At 56.5% G+C, this 18550-nt stretch carries 20 protein-coding genes; all 20 read left to right on the forward strand.

The features are described 5' to 3' along the window. The first annotated feature begins 131 nt into the window (after nt 1-131). The 20 genes from rpmH (at nt 132) to AC07N8_RS11225 (ending at nt 18549) form a co-directional block, all read left to right on the forward strand. A complete protein-coding gene (gene rpmH / locus AC07N8_RS11130; protein WP_003213577.1) occupies nt 132-266 on the forward strand; it encodes a 50S ribosomal protein L34 in 135 nt (44 codons plus the stop codon). Nucleotides 267-282: 16 nt separating this feature from the next. Further along, nucleotides 283-684, forward strand: coding sequence for a ribonuclease P protein component (rnpA, locus tag AC07N8_RS11135; RefSeq protein WP_027926203.1), 402 nt, complete (start codon nt 283-285; stop codon nt 682-684). Continuing rightward, the gene (gene yidD, locus AC07N8_RS11140) at nt 677-922 is read left to right on the forward strand and encodes a membrane protein insertion efficiency factor YidD (protein WP_077430980.1); all 246 of its coding nucleotides are present in this window, start codon (nt 677-679) and stop codon (nt 920-922) included. Before rnpA ends, yidD begins: the two co-directional genes overlap by 8 nt. 2 nt (nt 923-924) lie before the next feature. After that, nucleotides 925-2610: a membrane protein insertase YidC gene (gene yidC / locus AC07N8_RS11145; protein WP_123433233.1), complete on the forward strand. Its 1686-nt coding sequence runs from the start codon at nt 925-927 to the stop codon at nt 2608-2610. Between the two features lie 79 nt (nt 2611-2689). Next, nucleotides 2690-4060 (forward strand): tRNA uridine-5-carboxymethylaminomethyl(34) synthesis GTPase MnmE, encoded by a 1371-nt coding sequence (mnmE, locus tag AC07N8_RS11150; protein WP_493143629.1) that lies wholly within the window; start codon nt 2690-2692, stop codon nt 4058-4060. A gap of 549 nt (nt 4061-4609) precedes the next feature. After that, a complete protein-coding gene (gene mnmG / locus AC07N8_RS11155) occupies nt 4610-6508 on the forward strand; it encodes a tRNA uridine-5-carboxymethylaminomethyl(34) synthesis enzyme MnmG (RefSeq protein ID WP_046030913.1) in 1899 nt (632 codons plus the stop codon). Beyond that, nucleotides 6505-7149 (forward strand): 16S rRNA (guanine(527)-N(7))-methyltransferase RsmG, encoded by a 645-nt coding sequence (rsmG, locus tag AC07N8_RS11160; protein ID WP_493143627.1) that lies wholly within the window; start codon nt 6505-6507, stop codon nt 7147-7149. The genes mnmG and rsmG overlap by 4 nt, the downstream gene beginning before the upstream one ends. A gap of 18 nt (nt 7150-7167) precedes the next feature. Continuing rightward, nucleotides 7168-7965, forward strand: a complete 798-nt coding sequence (locus tag AC07N8_RS11165) for a ParA family protein (protein WP_027926208.1) — start codon at nt 7168-7170, stop codon at nt 7963-7965. An 8-nt stretch (nt 7966-7973) separates the two neighbouring features. After that, complete coding sequence (locus AC07N8_RS11170; RefSeq protein ID WP_008027541.1) at nt 7974-8846, forward strand: ParB/RepB/Spo0J family partition protein; 873 nt, start codon at nt 7974-7976, stop codon at nt 8844-8846. Between the two features lie 148 nt (nt 8847-8994). Then, nucleotides 8995-9402 (forward strand): F0F1 ATP synthase subunit I, encoded by a 408-nt coding sequence (locus AC07N8_RS11175; protein ID WP_010465473.1) that lies wholly within the window; start codon nt 8995-8997, stop codon nt 9400-9402. Nucleotides 9403-9418: 16 nt separating this feature from the next. After that, entirely contained in the window at nt 9419-10288 is an 870-nt protein-coding gene (atpB, locus tag AC07N8_RS11180) for a F0F1 ATP synthase subunit A (protein ID WP_483841547.1), read from the forward strand. Nucleotides 10289-10421: 133 nt separating this feature from the next. Further along, on the forward strand, nt 10422-10679 hold the full coding sequence (gene atpE, locus AC07N8_RS11185) for a F0F1 ATP synthase subunit C (RefSeq protein ID WP_002555987.1): 258 nt from the start codon (nt 10422-10424) through the stop codon (nt 10677-10679). Nucleotides 10680-10735: 56 nt separating this feature from the next. Then, complete coding sequence (locus AC07N8_RS11190; protein ID WP_007948090.1) at nt 10736-11206, forward strand: F0F1 ATP synthase subunit B; 471 nt, start codon at nt 10736-10738, stop codon at nt 11204-11206. A gap of 12 nt (nt 11207-11218) precedes the next feature. Beyond that, nucleotides 11219-11755, forward strand: coding sequence for a F0F1 ATP synthase subunit delta (locus tag AC07N8_RS11195; RefSeq protein ID WP_008027533.1), 537 nt, complete (start codon nt 11219-11221; stop codon nt 11753-11755). 21 nt (nt 11756-11776) lie between these two features. Then, nucleotides 11777-13321 (forward strand): F0F1 ATP synthase subunit alpha, encoded by a 1545-nt coding sequence (atpA, locus tag AC07N8_RS11200; protein WP_046030894.1) that lies wholly within the window; start codon nt 11777-11779, stop codon nt 13319-13321. Between the two features lie 50 nt (nt 13322-13371). After that, complete coding sequence (atpG, locus tag AC07N8_RS11205; protein WP_483841548.1) at nt 13372-14232, forward strand: F0F1 ATP synthase subunit gamma; 861 nt, start codon at nt 13372-13374, stop codon at nt 14230-14232. Between the two features lie 27 nt (nt 14233-14259). After that, nucleotides 14260-15639: a F0F1 ATP synthase subunit beta gene (gene atpD / locus AC07N8_RS11210; RefSeq protein WP_483841549.1), complete on the forward strand. Its 1380-nt coding sequence runs from the start codon at nt 14260-14262 to the stop codon at nt 15637-15639. A gap of 45 nt (nt 15640-15684) precedes the next feature. Further along, on the forward strand, nt 15685-16110 hold the full coding sequence (locus tag AC07N8_RS11215; protein WP_483841550.1) for a F0F1 ATP synthase subunit epsilon: 426 nt from the start codon (nt 15685-15687) through the stop codon (nt 16108-16110). 115 nt (nt 16111-16225) lie between these two features. After that, nucleotides 16226-17593: a bifunctional UDP-N-acetylglucosamine diphosphorylase/glucosamine-1-phosphate N-acetyltransferase GlmU gene (gene glmU / locus AC07N8_RS11220; protein ID WP_493143622.1), complete on the forward strand. Its 1368-nt coding sequence runs from the start codon at nt 16226-16228 to the stop codon at nt 17591-17593. A gap of 179 nt (nt 17594-17772) precedes the next feature. Next, nucleotides 17773-18549 (forward strand): DeoR/GlpR family DNA-binding transcription regulator, encoded by a 777-nt coding sequence (locus tag AC07N8_RS11225; protein ID WP_027926217.1) that lies wholly within the window; start codon nt 17773-17775, stop codon nt 18547-18549. Nucleotide 18550: the final 1 nt, after the last annotated feature.

An 18550-nucleotide genomic window follows, 5' to 3' on the forward strand; every position in this document is an offset into this window, starting at 1 on the left:
AACCCCTGGAGATCTATTTATAAGGAAACGCTGGTTGGAAATTGACCTAGAGGCTTGCTTTCTCTAGAATCCCCGGTCTCTTAAAACGGGGGCCATTCCGGCCCGTTGTGGACGAACCAGGTAACACGACAATGAAACGTACTTTCCAACCAAGCACTATCAAACGCGCTCGTACCCACGGTTTCCGTGCTCGCATGGCTACCAAGAACGGTCGTGCCGTTCTGTCGCGTCGTCGCGCCAAAGGTCGTGCGCGTCTGGCAGTTTGATAAGCCGGCACTGGAGGTGAGTCAGGACTTCAGTCGGGAAAAGCGTCTGCTTACTCCCCGGCATTTCAAGGCAGTCTTTGACTCCCCTACCGGCAAGGTTCCGGGGAAAAATCTCCTGCTCCTTGCGCGCAACAACGATCTTGATCACCCCCGTCTCGGGTTGGTTATCGGGAAAAAGAGCGTAAAGCTCTCCGTCGAGCGCAATCGCCTCAAACGTCTGATGCGCGAATCGTTCCGTCTGCACCAGGATTCACTGGTCGGCTGGGACATCGTTATCGTCGCGCGCAAAGGTTTGGGTGACGTAGAAAACCCCGAATTGATTCAGCATTTCGGCAAGCTCTGGAAGCGTCTGGCACGCAGCACGCCAGTACCAGCAGTCAAAACCGAAACTGTAGGGGTAGACAGTCCCGATGCGTAAACTGGCACTCGTTCCGATCCAGTTTTATCGCTATGCCATTAGTCCCCTGATGGCCAACCACTGTCGCTTCTACCCCAGTTGTTCCTGCTACGCGTTAGAGGCCATAGAAAATCATGGTCTTCTGCGCGGTGGCTGGCTGGCCTTTCGTCGTTTAGGTCGCTGTCATCCGTGGAATCCCGGTGGTTATGACCCGGTTCCACCTATCCCTACCTCCCGTTCTTCTTCGATGGCCGAGTAATCATGGATATCAAACGCACGATCCTGATCGTCGCCCTGGCAATCGTGTCCTACGTTATGGTTCTTAAATGGAACCAGGACTATGGCCAGGCTGCCCTGCCGACTCAGAATGTTGCTTCCAGTACTACCGCACCGGGCCTACCGGATTCGGCTACTGGCAATAATGCTTCTGTCAGTGACGACATTCCACGCGCCGCAAGCGATACCAGTGCCACTGCACCTGCTGAAACTCCAGTAGCTGCAAGCAAAGACCTCATCCAGATCAAAACGGATGTGCTCAACCTGGCCATCGATCCACAAGGTGGTGATGTTGCCCAGCTGACGCTGCCGCTGTATCCACGTCGCCAGGACCATCCGGAAATCCCGTTCCAGTTGTTCGATAACGGCAACGAGCGGACTTATCTGGCTCAAAGCGGTTTGATCGGCACCGACGGTCCGGACGCAAGTCCTGCCGGTCGTCCGGTTTACGCCTCGGAGAAGAAGGTTTATCAACTGGCTGACGGTCAGGACCAATTGGTCGTAGACCTGAAGTTCAGCAAGGACGGCGTCAACTACATCAAGCGCTTCACACTGAAACGCGGCCTGTATGACGTAACCGTTTCCTACTTGATCGACAACGAAAGCGCCAAGCCTTGGTCGGGTGCGATGTTCGCCCAGCTGAAGCGTGACGCCAGCTCCGATCCTTCTTCCAGCACTGCCACCGGCACCGCGACTTACTTGGGCGCCGCCCTGTGGACAAGTAACGAGCCGTACAAGAAAGTGTCGATGAAGGACATGGACAAGGCTCAGTTGAAAGAAACCGTCAACGGTGGTTGGGTTGCCTGGTTGCAACACTACTTCGTGACCGCGTGGATTCCGGCGAAGGGCGAAAACAATGTCGTCCAGACCCGTAAAGACAGCAAAGGCAACTACATCATCGGCTATACCGCCCCGGCATTGACTGTCGCGCCAGGTGCTAAAGCTGAAGTCAGCGCTGTTCTGTACGCCGGCCCGAAAAGCCAGGCTGTGCTGAAAGAGTTGTCCCCAGGTCTGGAACTGACCGTCGACTACGGCATCCTGTGGTTCATTGCCCAGCCAATCTTCTGGTTGCTGCAACATATCCACGCCATCGTCGGTAACTGGGGCTGGTCGATCATCTTCCTGACCATGCTGATCAAGGGTTTGTTCTTCCCTCTGTCGGCCGCCAGCTACAAATCCATGGCGCGCATGCGTGCAGTGGCCCCGAAACTGGCCGCGCTGAAAGAGCAACATGGCGATGACCGGCAGAAAATGTCGCAAGCCATGATGGAGCTGTACAAGAAAGAGAAGATCAATCCGCTGGGTGGTTGCTTGCCAATCCTCGTGCAGATGCCGGTTTTCCTTTCGCTGTACTGGGTTCTGCTGGAAAGCGTTGAAATGCGCCAAGCGCCGTTCATGCTGTGGATTACTGACCTGTCGATCAAGGATCCGTTCTTCATTCTGCCGATCATCATGGGTGCAACCATGTTCATCCAGCAGCAGTTGAACCCGACTCCTCCGGATCCGATGCAGGCCAAGGTGATGAAGCTGATGCCAATCATCTTCACCTTCTTCTTCCTGTGGTTCCCGGCTGGTCTGGTGCTGTACTGGGTAGTGAACAACTGCCTGTCCATCACTCAACAGTGGTACATCACTCGTAAAATCGAACGGGCTACCAAAGCAGCCGCTTGATTTACACTGTGGATAACCACTCAAAACGCCCCCTAGTGGGGCGTTTTGCTATCTGTCACTTTTGTCTGGATACCGGTTTATGAGCGTTCCTCGTGAAACCATCGCAGCCGTCGCCACCGCTCAAGGTCGCGGTGGCGTGGGCATCGTCCGCATTTCCGGACCGTTGGCGAGCCTTGCGGCCAAAGCCATCAGCGGTCGGGAATTGAAACCGCGGTTTGCCCATTACGGCCCGTTCCTCAGTGCAAACGAAGAGGTGCTGGACGAAGGCATTGCGCTGTATTTCCCGGGACCGAACTCCTTCACCGGCGAAGACGTGCTGGAACTGCAGGGACATGGCGGGCCGATTGTTCTGGATATGTTGCTCAAACGTTGTCTGGAACTTGGCTGTCGTCTCGCCCGTCCCGGTGAATTTAGCGAGCGCGCCTTCCTCAATGACAAACTCGACCTGGCTCAGGCTGAAGCCATTGCCGACTTGATCGAGGCGAGTTCTGCACAAGCGGCTCGAAATGCGCTGCGTTCCTTGCAGGGCGCATTTTCCCAGCGTGTGCATAACCTCACCGAGCAACTGATCGGCCTGCGCATCTATGTCGAAGCAGCCATCGACTTTCCGGAGGAAGAAATCGACTTCCTTGCCGATGGTCATGTATTGGCCATGCTCGACAAAGTACGCGATGAATTATCCACCGTGCTTCGTGAAGCCGGGCAAGGCGCCTTGCTCCGTGACGGCATGACCGTGGTGATTGCCGGTCGGCCGAACGCCGGTAAATCCAGCCTGTTGAATGCCTTGGCGGGTCGGGAAGCCGCAATCGTGACCGAGATTGCCGGCACAACCCGCGACATTCTTCGCGAACATATTCACATTGATGGCATGCCGCTGCACGTGGTTGATACCGCTGGTCTGCGAGATACCGACGATCACGTGGAAAAAATCGGCGTAGAACGCGCACTCAAAGCCATCGGCGAGGCGGATCGCGTGTTGCTGGTCGTCGATGCAACGGCGCCTGAAGCGCTGGACCCCTTCGCGTTGTGGCCGGAATTCCTCGAAATCCGGCCGGATCCAGCGAAGGTCACGTTGATTCGTAACAAGGCTGATCTGACGGGCGAAGCCATTGCCCTGGAAGTCAGTGAAGATGGTCATGTCACCATCAGCCTGAGTGCCAAGTCCGCAGGCGATGGCCTGGAGTTACTGCGCGACCACCTCAAGGCCTGCATGGGTTACGAACAGACGTCGGAAAGCAGCTTCAGCGCACGCAGGCGTCACCTTGAGGCCCTGCGTCATGCCAGTGCATCCCTTGAGCATGGCCGGGCGCAGTTGACCCTGGCCGGTGCCGGCGAGCTGTTGGCCGAGGATTTGCGGCAGGCGCAGCACTCGCTGGGTGAAATCACCGGTGCATTCAGCTCCGATGACCTGTTGGGACGAATCTTTTCCAGCTTCTGCATCGGTAAATAACCCCTCCGTTGTCCACAGACAGGCCATTCGCGCCTGTCTGTCCCCTTTTTTTAAAAATCTTCCCTCAGTGCCGAGCAGATAATTTCTGGTTGAGCGGTTTTCCTTCGCCCGGAATTAACCCGATGAGCGCTTTTCTGTGGATTAAGCCCTGTGAATAACTGCCACTAAGGGCAGTTGATAACAGGGCCTGAAAACTGAAGATAACCGCCTCTGTGGATAACCACCTCTTTCATCCACAGGCTTAAACCGGTTATCCAAGGGTCTCTTTGCCACATGACCACAGGGTTTTGAATCTCTGTACACATCGAAAATAAAGGCCTGTGGCAATCTATCCACAGAAATGAGCCTCAGTAGAAATAAACATAAAAACAAAGATTTAATAAATTTCTCTCTTTTTAATTTCTATAACCCCGACTTCTCCACAGCTGGTTAAATTTTGTGCAAAGGGTTCTTTAGGAAGGGCGAAGTCCCTATACTTGTCGACCAGGTCCAGAAACCTGAGCTCAAACTATTCCTGATTACCTAACTGAAGCAGGCACGAGGTGCGTGGTGGATTTCCCTTCCCGTTTTGAAGTGATCGTCATCGGCGGCGGTCATGCCGGTACCGAGGCAGCACTGGCCTCAGCACGTATGGGTGCGAAAACCCTGTTGCTGACGCATAACGTGGAAACCCTCGGAGCAATGAGTTGCAACCCCGCCATTGGTGGGATTGGTAAAAGCCATCTGGTTAAAGAAATCGACGCCCTTGGCGGCGCGATGGCCATGGCTACCGACAAAGGTGGTATTCAATTTCGCGTGTTGAACAGCCGCAAAGGCCCGGCGGTGCGTGCAACTCGCGCTCAGGCAGACCGGGTTCTGTACAAGGCCGCTGTCCGCGAAGCATTGGAAAACCAGCCGAACCTGTGGATATTTCAACAAGCCGCTGACGACCTGATCGTCGAGCAGGAACAAGTGCGTGGTGTTGTTACCCAAATGGGTCTGCGTTTCTTCGCTGATTCCGTGGTGTTGACCACTGGCACATTCCTCGGTGGACTTATCCACATCGGTTTGCAGAATTTCTCCGGCGGTCGCGCCGGTGATCCGCCATCAATCGCTCTGGCTCACCGTCTGCGTGAATTGCCACTGCGTGTGGGTCGTTTGAAAACCGGTACTCCGCCGCGTATCGACGGCCGGTCTGTGGATTTCTCGGTTATGACCGAGCAAGCGGGCGATACGCCGATCCCGGTAATGTCGTTCATGGGGTCCAAAGAGCAGCATCCGAAACAGGTCAGCTGCTGGATTACCCACACCAACGCCCGTACCCACGAAATCATTGCAGCGAACCTCGACCGTTCGCCGATGTATTCCGCTGCCGGCGAAATCGAAGGCATCGGCCCGCGTTACTGCCCTTCGATCGAAGACAAGATTCACCGCTTTGCCGATAAGGAAAGCCATCAGGTCTTTATCGAACCGGAAGGCTTGACCACCAACGAGCTGTACCCGAACGGGATATCCACATCCCTGCCGTTCGATGTGCAATTGCAGATCGTGCAATCGATCCGAGGCATGGAAAATGCCCACATCGTGCGGCCGGGCTACGCCATCGAATACGACTATTTCGATCCGCGTGATCTGAAGTACAGCCTGGAAACCAAAGTCATTGGCGGGCTGTTTTTCGCCGGGCAAATCAACGGCACCACCGGTTACGAAGAAGCCGGCGCCCAGGGTTTGCTGGCCGGCGCCAACGCTGCGCTGCGCGCCCAGGGCAAAGACGCCTGGTGTCCGCGTCGCGACGAAGCGTACATCGGCGTATTGGTCGACGACCTGATTACGCTCGGAACCCAAGAGCCGTACCGGATGTTCACGTCCCGTGCCGAGTACCGTCTGATCCTGCGCGAAGACAACGCCGACCTGCGATTGACCGAAAAAGGTCGCGAACTGGGTCTGGTCGATGACGCGCGTTGGGCGGCGTTCTGCAAGAAGCGCGAAAGCATCGACCTGGAAGAACAACGCCTGAAAAGTACCTGGGTTCGCCCGGGCACCGAGCAGGGCGATGCGATTTCCGAGAAGTTCGGTACGCCGCTGACCCACGAATACAATTTGCTCAACCTGCTGAGCCGTCCGGAAATCGACTACGCTGGTCTGATTGCCGTGACTGGTGGGGGCGCAGAAGATCCACAAGTCGCCGAACAGGTCGAAATCAAGACCAAGTACGCCGGTTACATCGACCGTCAGCAGGATGAAATCGCACGCTTGCGGGCCAGCGAAGACACCAAACTGCCTGTGGATATCGATTACACGAATATTTCCGGACTCTCCAAAGAGATCCAGAGCAAGCTCGGCGCGACCCGGCCTGAAACCTTGGGCCAGGCGTCACGTATCCCGGGCGTCACCCCGGCAGCCATTTCGCTGTTGATGATTCATTTGAAAAAACGCGGCGCGGGCCGTCAGTTGGAGCAAAGCGCTTGAGTTCGTTGGTCACCTCGCAACACGCCGAAGAGTTATCCACAGGTGCTCGCCAGCTCGGTGTCATCCTGACAGAAACCCAGCACGCGCAGCTGCTGGGTTATCTGGCCCTGTTGATCAAATGGAACAAGGCCTACAACCTGACCGCCGTGCGCGATCCGGACGAAATGGTCTCTCGCCACCTGCTCGATAGTTTGAGCGTGATGTCTTTCATCGAAAACGGTCGCTGGCTGGACGTTGGCAGCGGTGGCGGCATGCCGGGCATTCCGTTGGCCATCCTGTTTCCCGAGTCCCAAGTGACTTGCCTGGACAGCAACGGCAAGAAAACCCGCTTCCTGACCCAGGTCAAACTCGAACTCAAACTGGATAACCTGCAAGTTATCCACAGCCGCGTTGAAACTTTCCACCCTGCACAGCCATTCAACGGGATTGTTTCCCGGGCGTTCAGCAGCATGGAGAACTTCAGTAACTGGACTCGCCACCTCGGCGATGCCGATACACGCTGGCTGGCAATGAAGGGCGTTCATCCGGCCGATGAGCTGGTAGCATTGCCGGCAGACTTCCACCTCGATAGCGAACACGCCCTGGCCGTACCTGGTTGCCAAGGCCAACGCCATCTGCTGATACTGCGCCGCACGGCATGATTGGGAACACAAGCAAGAATGGCTAAGGTATTCGCGATTGCGAACCAAAAGGGTGGTGTGGGTAAAACCACCACCTGCATCAACCTCGCAGCTTCCCTGGTCGCTACCAAGCGTCGGGTGCTGCTGATCGATCTCGATCCACAGGGCAACGCCACCATGGGTAGCGGTGTGGATAAACACGGTCTGGAAAACTCGGTCTACGACCTGCTGATCGGCGAATGTGACCTGGCCCAGGCCATGCACTACTCCGAGCACGGTGGTTACCAGCTGTTGCCGGCCAACCGCGACCTGACCGCGGCCGAAGTGGTTCTGCTGGAAATGCAGATGAAGGAAAGCCGCCTGCGCAGTGCATTGGCGCCGATCCGTGAAAACTACGATTACATTTTGATCGACTGCCCACCGTCGTTGTCGATGCTCACGCTGAACGCACTGGTGGCCGCCGATGGGGTGATTATCCCCATGCAGTGCGAGTACTTCGCGCTCGAAGGTCTGAGCGACCTTGTGGATAACATCAAGCGCATCGCCGAATTGCTGAACCCGAATCTGAAAGTCGAAGGCCTGTTGCGGACCATGTACGACCCGCGCCTGAGCCTGATGAACGATGTGTCCGCGCAGCTCAAGGAACACTTCGGCGAGCAGCTCTACGACACCGTGATTCCGCGCAACATTCGCCTGGCCGAAGCGCCAAGTTATGGCATGCCGGCGTTGGCGTACGACAAGACATCCCGGGGCGCCATTGCCTACCTGGCCTTGGCAGGCGAAATGGTTCGCCGTCAGCGCAAAAACTCACGCACCGCCGCTGCTCAGGCAACTTAAGGAATCCCATGGCCGTCAAGAAACGAGGTCTCGGACGAGGACTGGATGCACTGCTGAGTGGTCCGACTGTCAGCTCGTTGGAAGAACAAGCGGTGCAAGCTGACCAGCGTGAGCTGCAGCACCTGCCCCTGGACCTGATCCAGCGCGGGAAGTACCAACCCCGCCGGGACATGGATCCTCAGGCGCTGGAAGAGTTGGCGCAGTCGATCAAGGCCCAGGGTGTGATGCAGCCGATCGTGGTTCGTCCGATCGGCAGCGGTCGCTTCGAAATCATTGCCGGTGAGCGCCGTTGGCGTGCCAGCCAGCAGGCTGGCCAGGAAACCATCCCGGCGATGGTTCGCGATGTACCGGATGAAACGGCCATCGCCATGGCGCTGATCGAGAACATCCAGCGCGAAGACCTCAATCCGATCGAAGAAGCCGTTGCGTTGCAGCGTTTGCAGCAGGAATTTCAGCTGACTCAGCAACAGGTTGCGGAAGCGGTGGGCAAATCCCGCGTGACTGTGGCCAACCTGCTACGCTTGATCGCGTTGCCGGAAGTTATCAAAACCATGCTGTCGCACGGTGACCTGGAAATGGGTCATGCGCGTGCTTTGCTCGGTTTGCCGGAGAATCAACAGGTAGAAGGGGCGCGACATGTTGTCGCACGGGGGCTGACGGTGCGCCAAACTGAGGCACTGGTTCGCCAGTGGTTGAGTGGCAAACAGGAGCCTGCCGAACCGGTGAAACCGGACCCTGATATAGCCCGACTTGAACAGCGCCTGGCCGAGCGCCTAGGCTCTGCGGTGCAGATTCGCCACGGTAAGAAGGGGAAAGGGCAGTTGGTCATTGGTTACAACTCCCTCGACGAACTGCAAGGTGTGCTTGCACACATTCGTTGAAACATTTCCTCATGTAGCGTGCAGTCGGAAATCACTACCTGACAGTTGAATAGGGGCTGAACCGCCCCTATACTCTGCGCGCATTTTGTCGGCACAAATTATGCCAAGTTATTGATTTCTGGCAGCCGACCATTGGAGAGTAAACGTGATGGAAAGCCGCACGCCAAACCGCTTGCCGTTCCATCGCCTGGCAGTTTTTCCGGTGTTAATGGCTCAATTTGTCGTTTTGCTGATTGCTGCTTTGGCGCTTTGGCAATGGCATGGAGTCGTTGCCGGGTACTCAGGACTTTGCGGAGGCCTGATAGCCTTGCTTCCCAATGTTTATTTCGCTCACAGGGCATTTCGGTTTTCCGGCGCCCGAGCAGCTCAAGCCATCGTCCGGTCATTTTATGCCGGCGAGGCGGGCAAACTGATTTTGACGGCAGTGCTCTTTGCATTGACGTTTGCAGGTGTGAAGCCATTGGCGCCGCTAGCTGTATTCGGCGTCTTCGTGTTGACCCAACTGGTCAGCTGGTTCGCGCCCCTGCTGATGAGAACAAGACTTTCGAGACCTTAGGGCGTTTGAGGCAACCATGGCAGAAACAACCGCTTCGGGCTATATCCAGCACCACTTGCAGAACCTGACTTTCGGTCAGCTCCCAACTGGCGGGTGGGGTTTTGCCCACACCGCAGCAGAAGCCAAGGAAATGGGCTTCTGGGCTTTCCACGTCGATACCCTCGGCTGGTCGGTCGCGTTGGGTCTGATCTTCGTTCTTCTTTTCCGCATGGCGGCAAAGAAAGCGACTTCCGGTCAGCCTGGTGCTTTGCAGAACTTCGTTGAAGTATTGGTCGAATTCGTCGATGGCAGCGTGAAAGACAGCTTCCATGGCCGTAGCCCGGTGATTGCACCGCTGGCACTGACCATCTTCGTCTGGGTGTTCCTGATGAACGCCGTCGACCTGATCCCGGTCGACTGGATTCCTCAGCTGGCCATCCTGATTACCGGCGACCACCACATTCCGTTCCGTGCAGTGTCGACCACTGACCCGAACGCGACCCTGGGCATGGCTTTGTCGGTGTTCGCACTGATCATTTTCTACAGCATCAAGGTAAAGGGCATCGGCGGCTTTGTCGGCGAACTGACCCTGCACCCGTTCGGCAGCAAGAACATCTTCGTTCAAGCCCTGCTGATCCCGGTGAACTTCCTGCTGGAGTTCGTGACGCTGGTCGCCAAGCCAATCTCGCTGGCACTGCGTCTGTTCGGCAACATGTACGCCGGCGAACTGGTCTTCATTCTGATTGCTGTGATGTTCGGCAGCGGTCTGCTCTGGCTTAGCGGCCTGGGCGTAGTTCTGCAGTGGGCGTGGGCTGTGTTCCACATCCTGATCATCACCCTGCAGGCGTTTATCTTCATGATGCTGACCATCGTTTACCTTTCGATGGCGCACGAAGAGAACCATTAAGACCAGTCTCGACTAGTCTGATGTCCCACTCGGTCAAACGAGTGGGTGCCCGAACAGGGCTTTGAAACGATTTGTTTTACCGCTTTAAAATCTAAAAAACCTAAACCATACGACGTAAAAGTCGGGAGGAAAGATGGAAACTGTAGTTGGTCTAACCGCTATCGCTGTTGCACTGTTGATCGGCCTGGGCGCACTGGGTACCGCAATTGGTTTCGGCCTGTTGGGCGGCAAGTTCCTGGAAGGCGCAGCGCGTCAGCCAGAAATGGTTCCAATGCTGCAAGTTAAAATGTTCATCGTTGCCGGTCTGCTCGACGCCGTAACCATGATCGGTGTTGGTATCGCTCTGTTCTTCACCTTCGCGAACCCATTCGTTGGTCAACTCGCTGGCTAATTACTCGAACCTTCGAGTAGTTGGTGTGATGTGTAACGAACGAGCGAGGTGTTGGCGTGAACATTAATGCAACCCTGATTGGCCAGTCCGTTGCGTTCTTCATTTTTGTACTGTTTTGCATGAAGTTCGTGTGGCCTCCGGTCATCGCGGCTTTGCACGAACGTCAGAAGAAGATTGCGGATGGACTGGACGCTGCCGCCCGAGCAGCTCGCGACCTGGAATTGGCCCAAGATAAAGCGGGTCAACAACTGCGCGAAGCAAAAGCTCAGGCAGCCGAAATCATTGAGCAAGCCAAGAAACGCGGTAACCAGATCGTTGAAGAGGCTGTTGAAAAAGCCCGTATCGACGCTGACCGTGTGAAGGTTCAGGCTCAGGCCGAGATCGAGCAGGAACTGAACAGTGTCAAAGACGCGCTGCGTGCCCAACTGGGTAGCCTGGCAGTCTCTGGCGCCGAGAAGATCCTGGGTTCCACAATCGATCAAAACGCGCACGCGGAGCTGGTAAACAAACTGGCTGCTGAAATTTAAGCGAGGGCGATCATGGCAGAATTGACCACGTTGGCCCGACCTTACGCTAAGGCAGCCTTCGAGCACGCCCAGGCCCACCAGCAACTGGCCTCTTGGTCAGCCATGCTCGGCCTGGCTGCAGCAGTGTCGCAAGACGACACCATGCAGCGCGTGCTCAAGGCCCCGCGACTGACGAGCGCAGACAAGGCCGCCACGTTTATTGACGTGTGCGGCGACAAGTTTGATGCCAAGGCACAGAACTTCATCAACGTCGTTGCCGAAAACGACCGTCTCCCGCTGTTGCCGGAGATATCCGCTCTGTTCGACCTGTACAAGGCCGAACAAGAGAAGTCGGTAGACGTTGAAGTGACCAGTGCTTTTGCATTGAACCAAGAACAGCAAGACAAACTCGCCAAGGTTCTCAGTGCACGACTCAACCGGGAAGTGCGCCTGCAAGTCGAGGAAGACAAATCCCTTATTGGGGGCATTGTCATCCGCGCCGGCGACCTGGTTATCGATGGCTCGGTTCGCGGCAAACTCGCGAGCCTTGCCGAAGCATTGAAATCTTGAGTTTGAAGGGGCAGCAGAGCAATGCAGCAACTCAATCCTTCCGAAATAAGTGAAATTATCAAGGGCCGCATCGACAAGCTCGATGTGACCTCCCAAGCCCGTAACGAAGGCACTGTCGTCAGCGTATCTGACGGTATCGTGCGGATTCACGGTCTGGCCGACGTAATGTACGGCGAGATGATCGAGTTTCCGGGCGGCGTCTTCGGTATGGCCCTCAACCTTGAGCAAGACTCTGTAGGCGCTGTTGTATTGGGCTCCTACCAGTCTCTGGCTGAAGGCATGAGCGCCAAGTGCACTGGCCGCATCCTCGAAGTTCCGGTTGGCAAGGAACTGCTGGGTCGCGTAGTCGACGCACTGGGTAACCCGATTGATGGCAAAGGTCCACTGAACAACACCTTGACCGATGCGGTCGAGAAAGTTGCTCCAGGCGTGATCTGGCGTAAGTCGGTAGACCAGCCTGTACAGACTGGCTACAAGGCTGTCGATGCCATGATCCCTGTCGGCCGTGGCCAGCGTGAGCTGATCATCGGTGACCGTCAGATCGGTAAAACCGCTCTGGCGATCGACGCGATCATCAATCAGAAAGACAGCGGCATTTTCTGCGTCTATGTAGCCATCGGTCAGAAGCAATCGACCATCGCTAACATTGTTCGCAAGCTGGAAGAAAACGGCGCACTGGCTAACACGATCATCGTGGCAGCGAGCGCTTCGGAATCTGCAGCACTGCAATACCTGGCACCTTATGCCGGTTGCACCATGGGTGAATTCTTCCGCGACCGCGGTGAAGACGCGCTGATCGTTTATGACGATCTGTCCAAGCAAGCTGTGGCTTATCGCCAGATTTCCCTGCTGCTGCGCCGTCCACCAGGCCGTGAAGCTTACCCAGGCGACGTGTTCTATCTCCACTCCCGTCTGCTGGAGCGCGCATCCCGCGTTTCGGAAGAGTACGTAGAGAAGTTCACCAACGGCGCAGTGACCGGCAAAACCGGTTCCCTGACCGCACTGCCGATCATCGAAACCCAGGCTGGCGACGTTTCCGCGTTCGTTCCGACCAACGTGATTTCCATCACCGACGGTCAGATCTTCCTGGAATCGGCGATTTTCAACTCCGGGATTCGTCCTGCAGTGAACGCCGGTGTTTCGGTATCCCGTGTGGGTGGTGCCGCTCAGACCAAGATCATCAAGAAGCTCTCCGGTGGTATCCGTACCGCTCTGGCTCAGTACCGTGAACTGGCGGCATTCGCCCAGTTCGCTTCTGACCTGGACGAAGCGACCCGTAAGCAACTTGACCATGGTCAGCGCGTTACCGAGCTGATGAAGCAGAAGCAATACGCACCAATGTCGATTGCTGACATGGCGCTGTCGCTGTATGCCGCTGAGCGTGGGTTCCTGACTGACGTCGCAATCGCCAAAATTGGTAGCTTTGAACAAGCGCTGATTTCCTTCTTCAACCGCGATCACGCCGATTTGATGGCGAAGATCAACGTGAAGGGCGACTTCAACGACGAAATCGATGCGGGCATGAAAGCCGGTATCGAGAAGTTCAAGGCGACCCAAACCTGGTAAGCCGCAGCGGGAGCCGCAAGGCTCCCGCTTGCTAACCTGATAGGTGTTACATGGCAGGCGCAAAAGAGATTCGCAGTAAGATTGCGAGCATCAAAAGCACGCAAAAGATTACCAGCGCCATGGAAAAAGTGGCGGTCAGTAAAATGCGCAGGGCACAAATGCGCATGGCTGCTAGCCGTCCTTACGCGGAGCGCATCCGCCAGGTTATTGGTCATTTGGCCAACGCCAACCCGGAATATCGCCACCCGTTCATGATCGAGCGTGAAGTAAAGCGCGTCGGTTACGTTGTGGTGAGCTCTGACCGTGGTTTGTGTGGTGGTTTGAACACCAACCTGTTCAAGGCCCTGGTCAAGGACATGGCGGTAAACCGCGAAAACGGCGTCGAGATTGATCTGTGTGTAGTGGGTAGCAAGGGTGCGGCTTTCTTCCGCAACTTCGGCGGCAACGTCGTAGCAGCTATCAGCCACCTGGGTGAAGAGCCGTCGATCAATGATCTGATTGGCAGCGTCAAGGTGATGCTGGATGCCTACCTGGACGGCCGAATTGACCGCCTGTCCGTGGTGTCCAACAAGTTCATCAACACCATGACGCAACAGCCTACCGTGGAGCAGTTGATTCCACTGGTGGCAACCCCGGATCAAGAACTCAAGCACCACTGGGACTATCTCTACGAACCGGACGCCAAAGAGCTGCTTGACGGCTTGATGGTTCGTTACGTGGAGTCGCAGGTCTACCAGTCGGTGGTCGAGAACAACGCGGCTGAACAAGCTGCGCGGATGATCGCGATGAAGAACGCTACCGACAACGCCGGTGATTTGATCAGCGATTTGCAGCTGATCTACAACAAGGCGCGTCAGGCTGCGATCACCCAAGAGATCTCGGAAATCGTCGGCGGCGCTGCCGCGGTTTAACGGTTCAAATATTCAGAGGATCCAGCTATGAGTAGCGGACGTATCGTTCAAATCATCGGCGCCGTTATCGACGTGGAATTCCCACGCGACAGCGTACCGAGCATCTACAACGCGCTGAAAGTAGTGAGCGCGGCCGAAACTACCCTGGAAGTTCAGCAGCAGCTGGGCGACGGCGTGGTTCGTACCATTGCGATGGGTTCCACCGAGGGCTTGAAGCGCGGTCTGGAAGTCAATGACTCTGGCGCAGCCATTTCCGTACCAGTCGGTAAAGCGACCCTGGGCCGGATCATGGACGTTCTGGGCAACCCGATCGACGAAGCTGGCCCGATCGACACCGAAGAGCGCTGGGGCATTCACCGTCCTGCGCCAACCTTCGCTGAACAAGCGGGCGGCAACGACCTGCTGGAAACCGGCATCAAGGCTATTGACCTGGTTTGCCCGTTCACCAAGGGTGGTAAAGTCGGTCTGTTCGGTGGTGCCGGTGTAGGCAAAACCGTAAACATGATGGAACTGATCCGTAACATCGCCATCGAGCACAGCGGTTATTCCGTGTTCGCCGGTGTGGGTGAGCGTACTCGTGAGGGTAACGACTTCTACCACGAGATGAAGGATTCCAACGTTCTGGACAAAGTGGCACTGGTTTACGGTCAGATGAACGAGCCGCCGGGTAACCGTCTGCGCGTAGCACTGACCGGCCTGACCATGGCCGAGAAGTTCCGTGACGAAGGTAACGACGTTCTGCTGTTCGTCGACAACATCTATCGTTACACCCTGGCCGGTACTGAAGTATCCGCACTGCTGGGCCGTATGCCTTCCGCAGTAGGTTACCAGCCGACCCTGGCCGAAGAGATGGGTACTCTGCAAGAGCGTATCACTTCGACCAAAAACGGTTCGATCACCTCGATCCAAGCGGTATACGTACCTGCGGATGACTTGACTGACCCGTCGCCAGCGACCACCTTCGCCCACTTGGACGCCACCGTCGTTCTGTCCCGTGACATCGCTTCCCTGGGTATCTACCCGGCAATCGATCCACTCGACTCGACTTCGCGCCAGCTGGACCCGAACGTAATCGGCCAGGACCACTACGACACTGCTCGCGGTGTACAGTATGTTCTGCAGCGTTACAAAGAACTGAAGGACATCATTGCGATCCTGGGTATGGACGAGCTGTCGGAAGAAGACAAGCAGTTGGTAAACCGTGCTCGTAAGATCCAGCGTTTCTTGTCGCAGCCGTTCTTCGTGGCTGAAGTCTTCACCGGTTCTTCGGGCAAATACGTTTCCCTGAAAGACACCATTGCTGGCTTCAAAGGCATCCTCAACGGTGACTACGACCACCTGCCAGAACAAGCGTTCTACATGGTCGGCGGCATCGAAGAAGCGATCGAGAAAGCCAAGAAACTGTAATCCCGGCGCCCGGTAACGGGCGCTAATTTAGGTTGAGGCAATCAGATGGCTATGACAGTCCATTGCGATATCGTCAGCGCGGAAGGAGAAATCTTTTCCGGCCTGGTCGAGATGGTGATTGCGCACGGTGCACTGGGTGATCTTGGTATCGCCCTGGGTCACGCGCCGCTGATCACTAATCTCAAGCCGGGTCCGATCCGCCTGATCAAGCAGGGCGGGGAAGAGGAGGTGTATTACATCTCCGGTGGTTTCCTCGAGGTTCAGCCGAACATGGTCAAGGTTCTTGCCGACACCGTGCAACGTGCTGCCGACCTGGATGAAGCCTCCGCTCAGGAAGCCGTCAAGGCTGCCGAGAAAGCCCTGCATGAGCGGGGCGCGGAATTCGACTACGGTTCTGCTTCCGCACGTCTGGCCGAGGCTGCAGCACAGCTGCGCACCGTCCAGCAGATCCGCAAGAAGTTTGGCCGCTAATAGGCCATCATTGTTGCGCGATTGATTAAAAAGGGTAGCCTCGGCTACCCTTTTTTCTTTTCCGACGTTCATAACCTGGTCGCAACCGCTGACCACCCAGGATTGGTAGCCAGTCATGTCACTAGAAATCGTTATCCTCGCTGCCGGCCAAGGCACCCGCATGCGTTCGGCATTGCCGAAAGTTCTGCACCCGATTGCCGGCAACTCTATGCTTGGCCATGTTATCCACAGCGCCCGCCAACTTGATCCACAGCGCATCCATGTGGTGATCGGCCATGGCGCCGAAGCCGTCCGTGAGCGCCTGGCGGCGGACGACCTGAATTTCGTCCTTCAGGACAAACAATTGGGTACCGGTCATGCGGTGGCTCAGGCAGTGCCGTTCATTGAGTCCGATACCGTACTTATTCTCTACGGTGACGTGCCGCTGATTGAAGTCGAAACCCTGCAACGCCTGCTCAAGAAAGTTGCACCGCAGCAACTGGGCCTGTTGACCGTCGAGCTGGACGACCCGACCGGCTATGGCCGCATCGTCCGCGATGCCGCTGGCAAGGTCACGGCAATCGTTGAGCAAAAAGATGCCAACGAAGCCGAGCGTGCGATCACTGAAGGCAACACCGGGATTCTCGCCCTGCCTTTCGCCCAACTGGGTGGCTGGATGAGCCGTCTCTCCAACAACAATGCCCAAGGCGAGTACTACCTGACCGACGTGATTGCCATGGCGGTCAGCGATGGTTTGGTGGTCGCCACCGAGCAGCCGCACGACGCCATGGAAGTGCAGGGCGCCAACGACCGCAAGCAACTTTGCGAACTCGAGCGTCACTATCAATTGCGCGCCGGTCGCCGTTTGATGGCCCAAGGCGTGACCCTGCGCGACCCGGCCCGTTTCGATGTGCGCGGCGAAGTCACCGTCGGCCGCGATGTGCTGATCGACATCAACGTGATCCTCGAAGGCAAAGTCGTCATCGAAGATGACGTGGTGATCGGTCCGAACTGCGTGATCAAGGACAGCACCTTGCGCAAAGGCGTGGTGATCAAGGCCAACAGTCATATCGAAGGTGCGATTCTGGGCGAAGGCAGCGATGCCGGCCCGTTCGCACGCCTGCGTCCGGGCACCGTGCTTGAAGCGCGCGCGCATGTGGGTAACTTTGTTGAACTGAAGAACGCTCACCTGGGCGAAGGCGCGAAGGCCGGTCATCTGTCTTACCTTGGGGACGCCGAGGTCGGTGCGCGCACCAACATTGGCGCGGGCACCATTACCTGCAACTACGACGGCGCCAACAAGTGGAAAACCGTTCTGGGTGAAGATGTCTTCATCGGTTCCAACAACTCGTTGGTAGCACCTGTGGATATCTCTTCCGGTGCTACGACGGCGGCTGGTTCGACCATCACGCAGAATGTGGATAACGCACAGTTGGCGGTAGGCAGGGCGCGGCAGAAAAATATCGACGGCTGGAAGCGGCCGGAGAAGGTCAAGAAGAGCTGAGTTATCCACAGCCCTTTAAAACCAAAAAATCGCAGTCTGTGGCAGGCCCCAAAGCCCTCACCGCAGGCTGCGATTTTTTTTGGTTATACACAGGCCTTTTTATCGCAACATGCTTGACGAAGTTTCGCCGATGGGTTTTGATTGCTTCCGTTATCTTTCGAATCGAAACTTACTAGCCCATGTCGAAGCGCAATACACCCCAACGCCGACACAATATCCTCACCTTGCTCAACGAGCAGGGCGAAGTCAGTGTGGATGAGCTGGCAAAGCGCTTCGAAACGTCGGAAGTTACGATTCGCAAGGATCTGGCGGCGCTTGAGAGTAATGGCCTGCTGCTGCGTCGTTACGGCGGAGCGATCACCATGCCTCAGGAACTGGTGGCTGACATCGGCCAACCCGTCTCCAAATACAAACAAGCCATTGCCCGTGCCGCCGTCACGCGGATTCGCGAGCATGCGCGGATCATCATCGACAGCGGCAGTACCACGGCCGCCATGATCCCGGAACTCGGTCAGCAACCGGGACTGGTGGTGATGACCAACTCGTTGCACGTGGCCAATGCCTTGAGCGAGCTTGAGCACGAACCGGTGCTGTTGATGACCGGTGGCACCTGGGACCCGCATTCCGAGTCCTTTCAGGGGCAGGTCGCCGAGCAGGTACTACGCTCTTACGACTTTGATCAATTGTTTATCGGTGCCGATGGCATCGATCTGGTCCGCGGTACCACCACCTTCAACGAATTGCTGGGGCTGAGCCGGGTCATGGCCGAAGTCGCCCGTGAAGTCGTCGTGATGGTGGAGGCCGACAAGATCGGCCGCAAAATCCCCAACCTGGAACTGCCATGGAGCAGCGTCCATACCCTTATTACCGATGATCGCTTGCCGCTGGAGGCACGCGATCAGATTCAGGCCCGCGGCATCAATTTGATTTGCGCGGCTGTCAGTCAGGAGAAATAGC

This window comes from Pseudomonas sp. GW821-FHT10C09 (assembly GCF_059415465.1).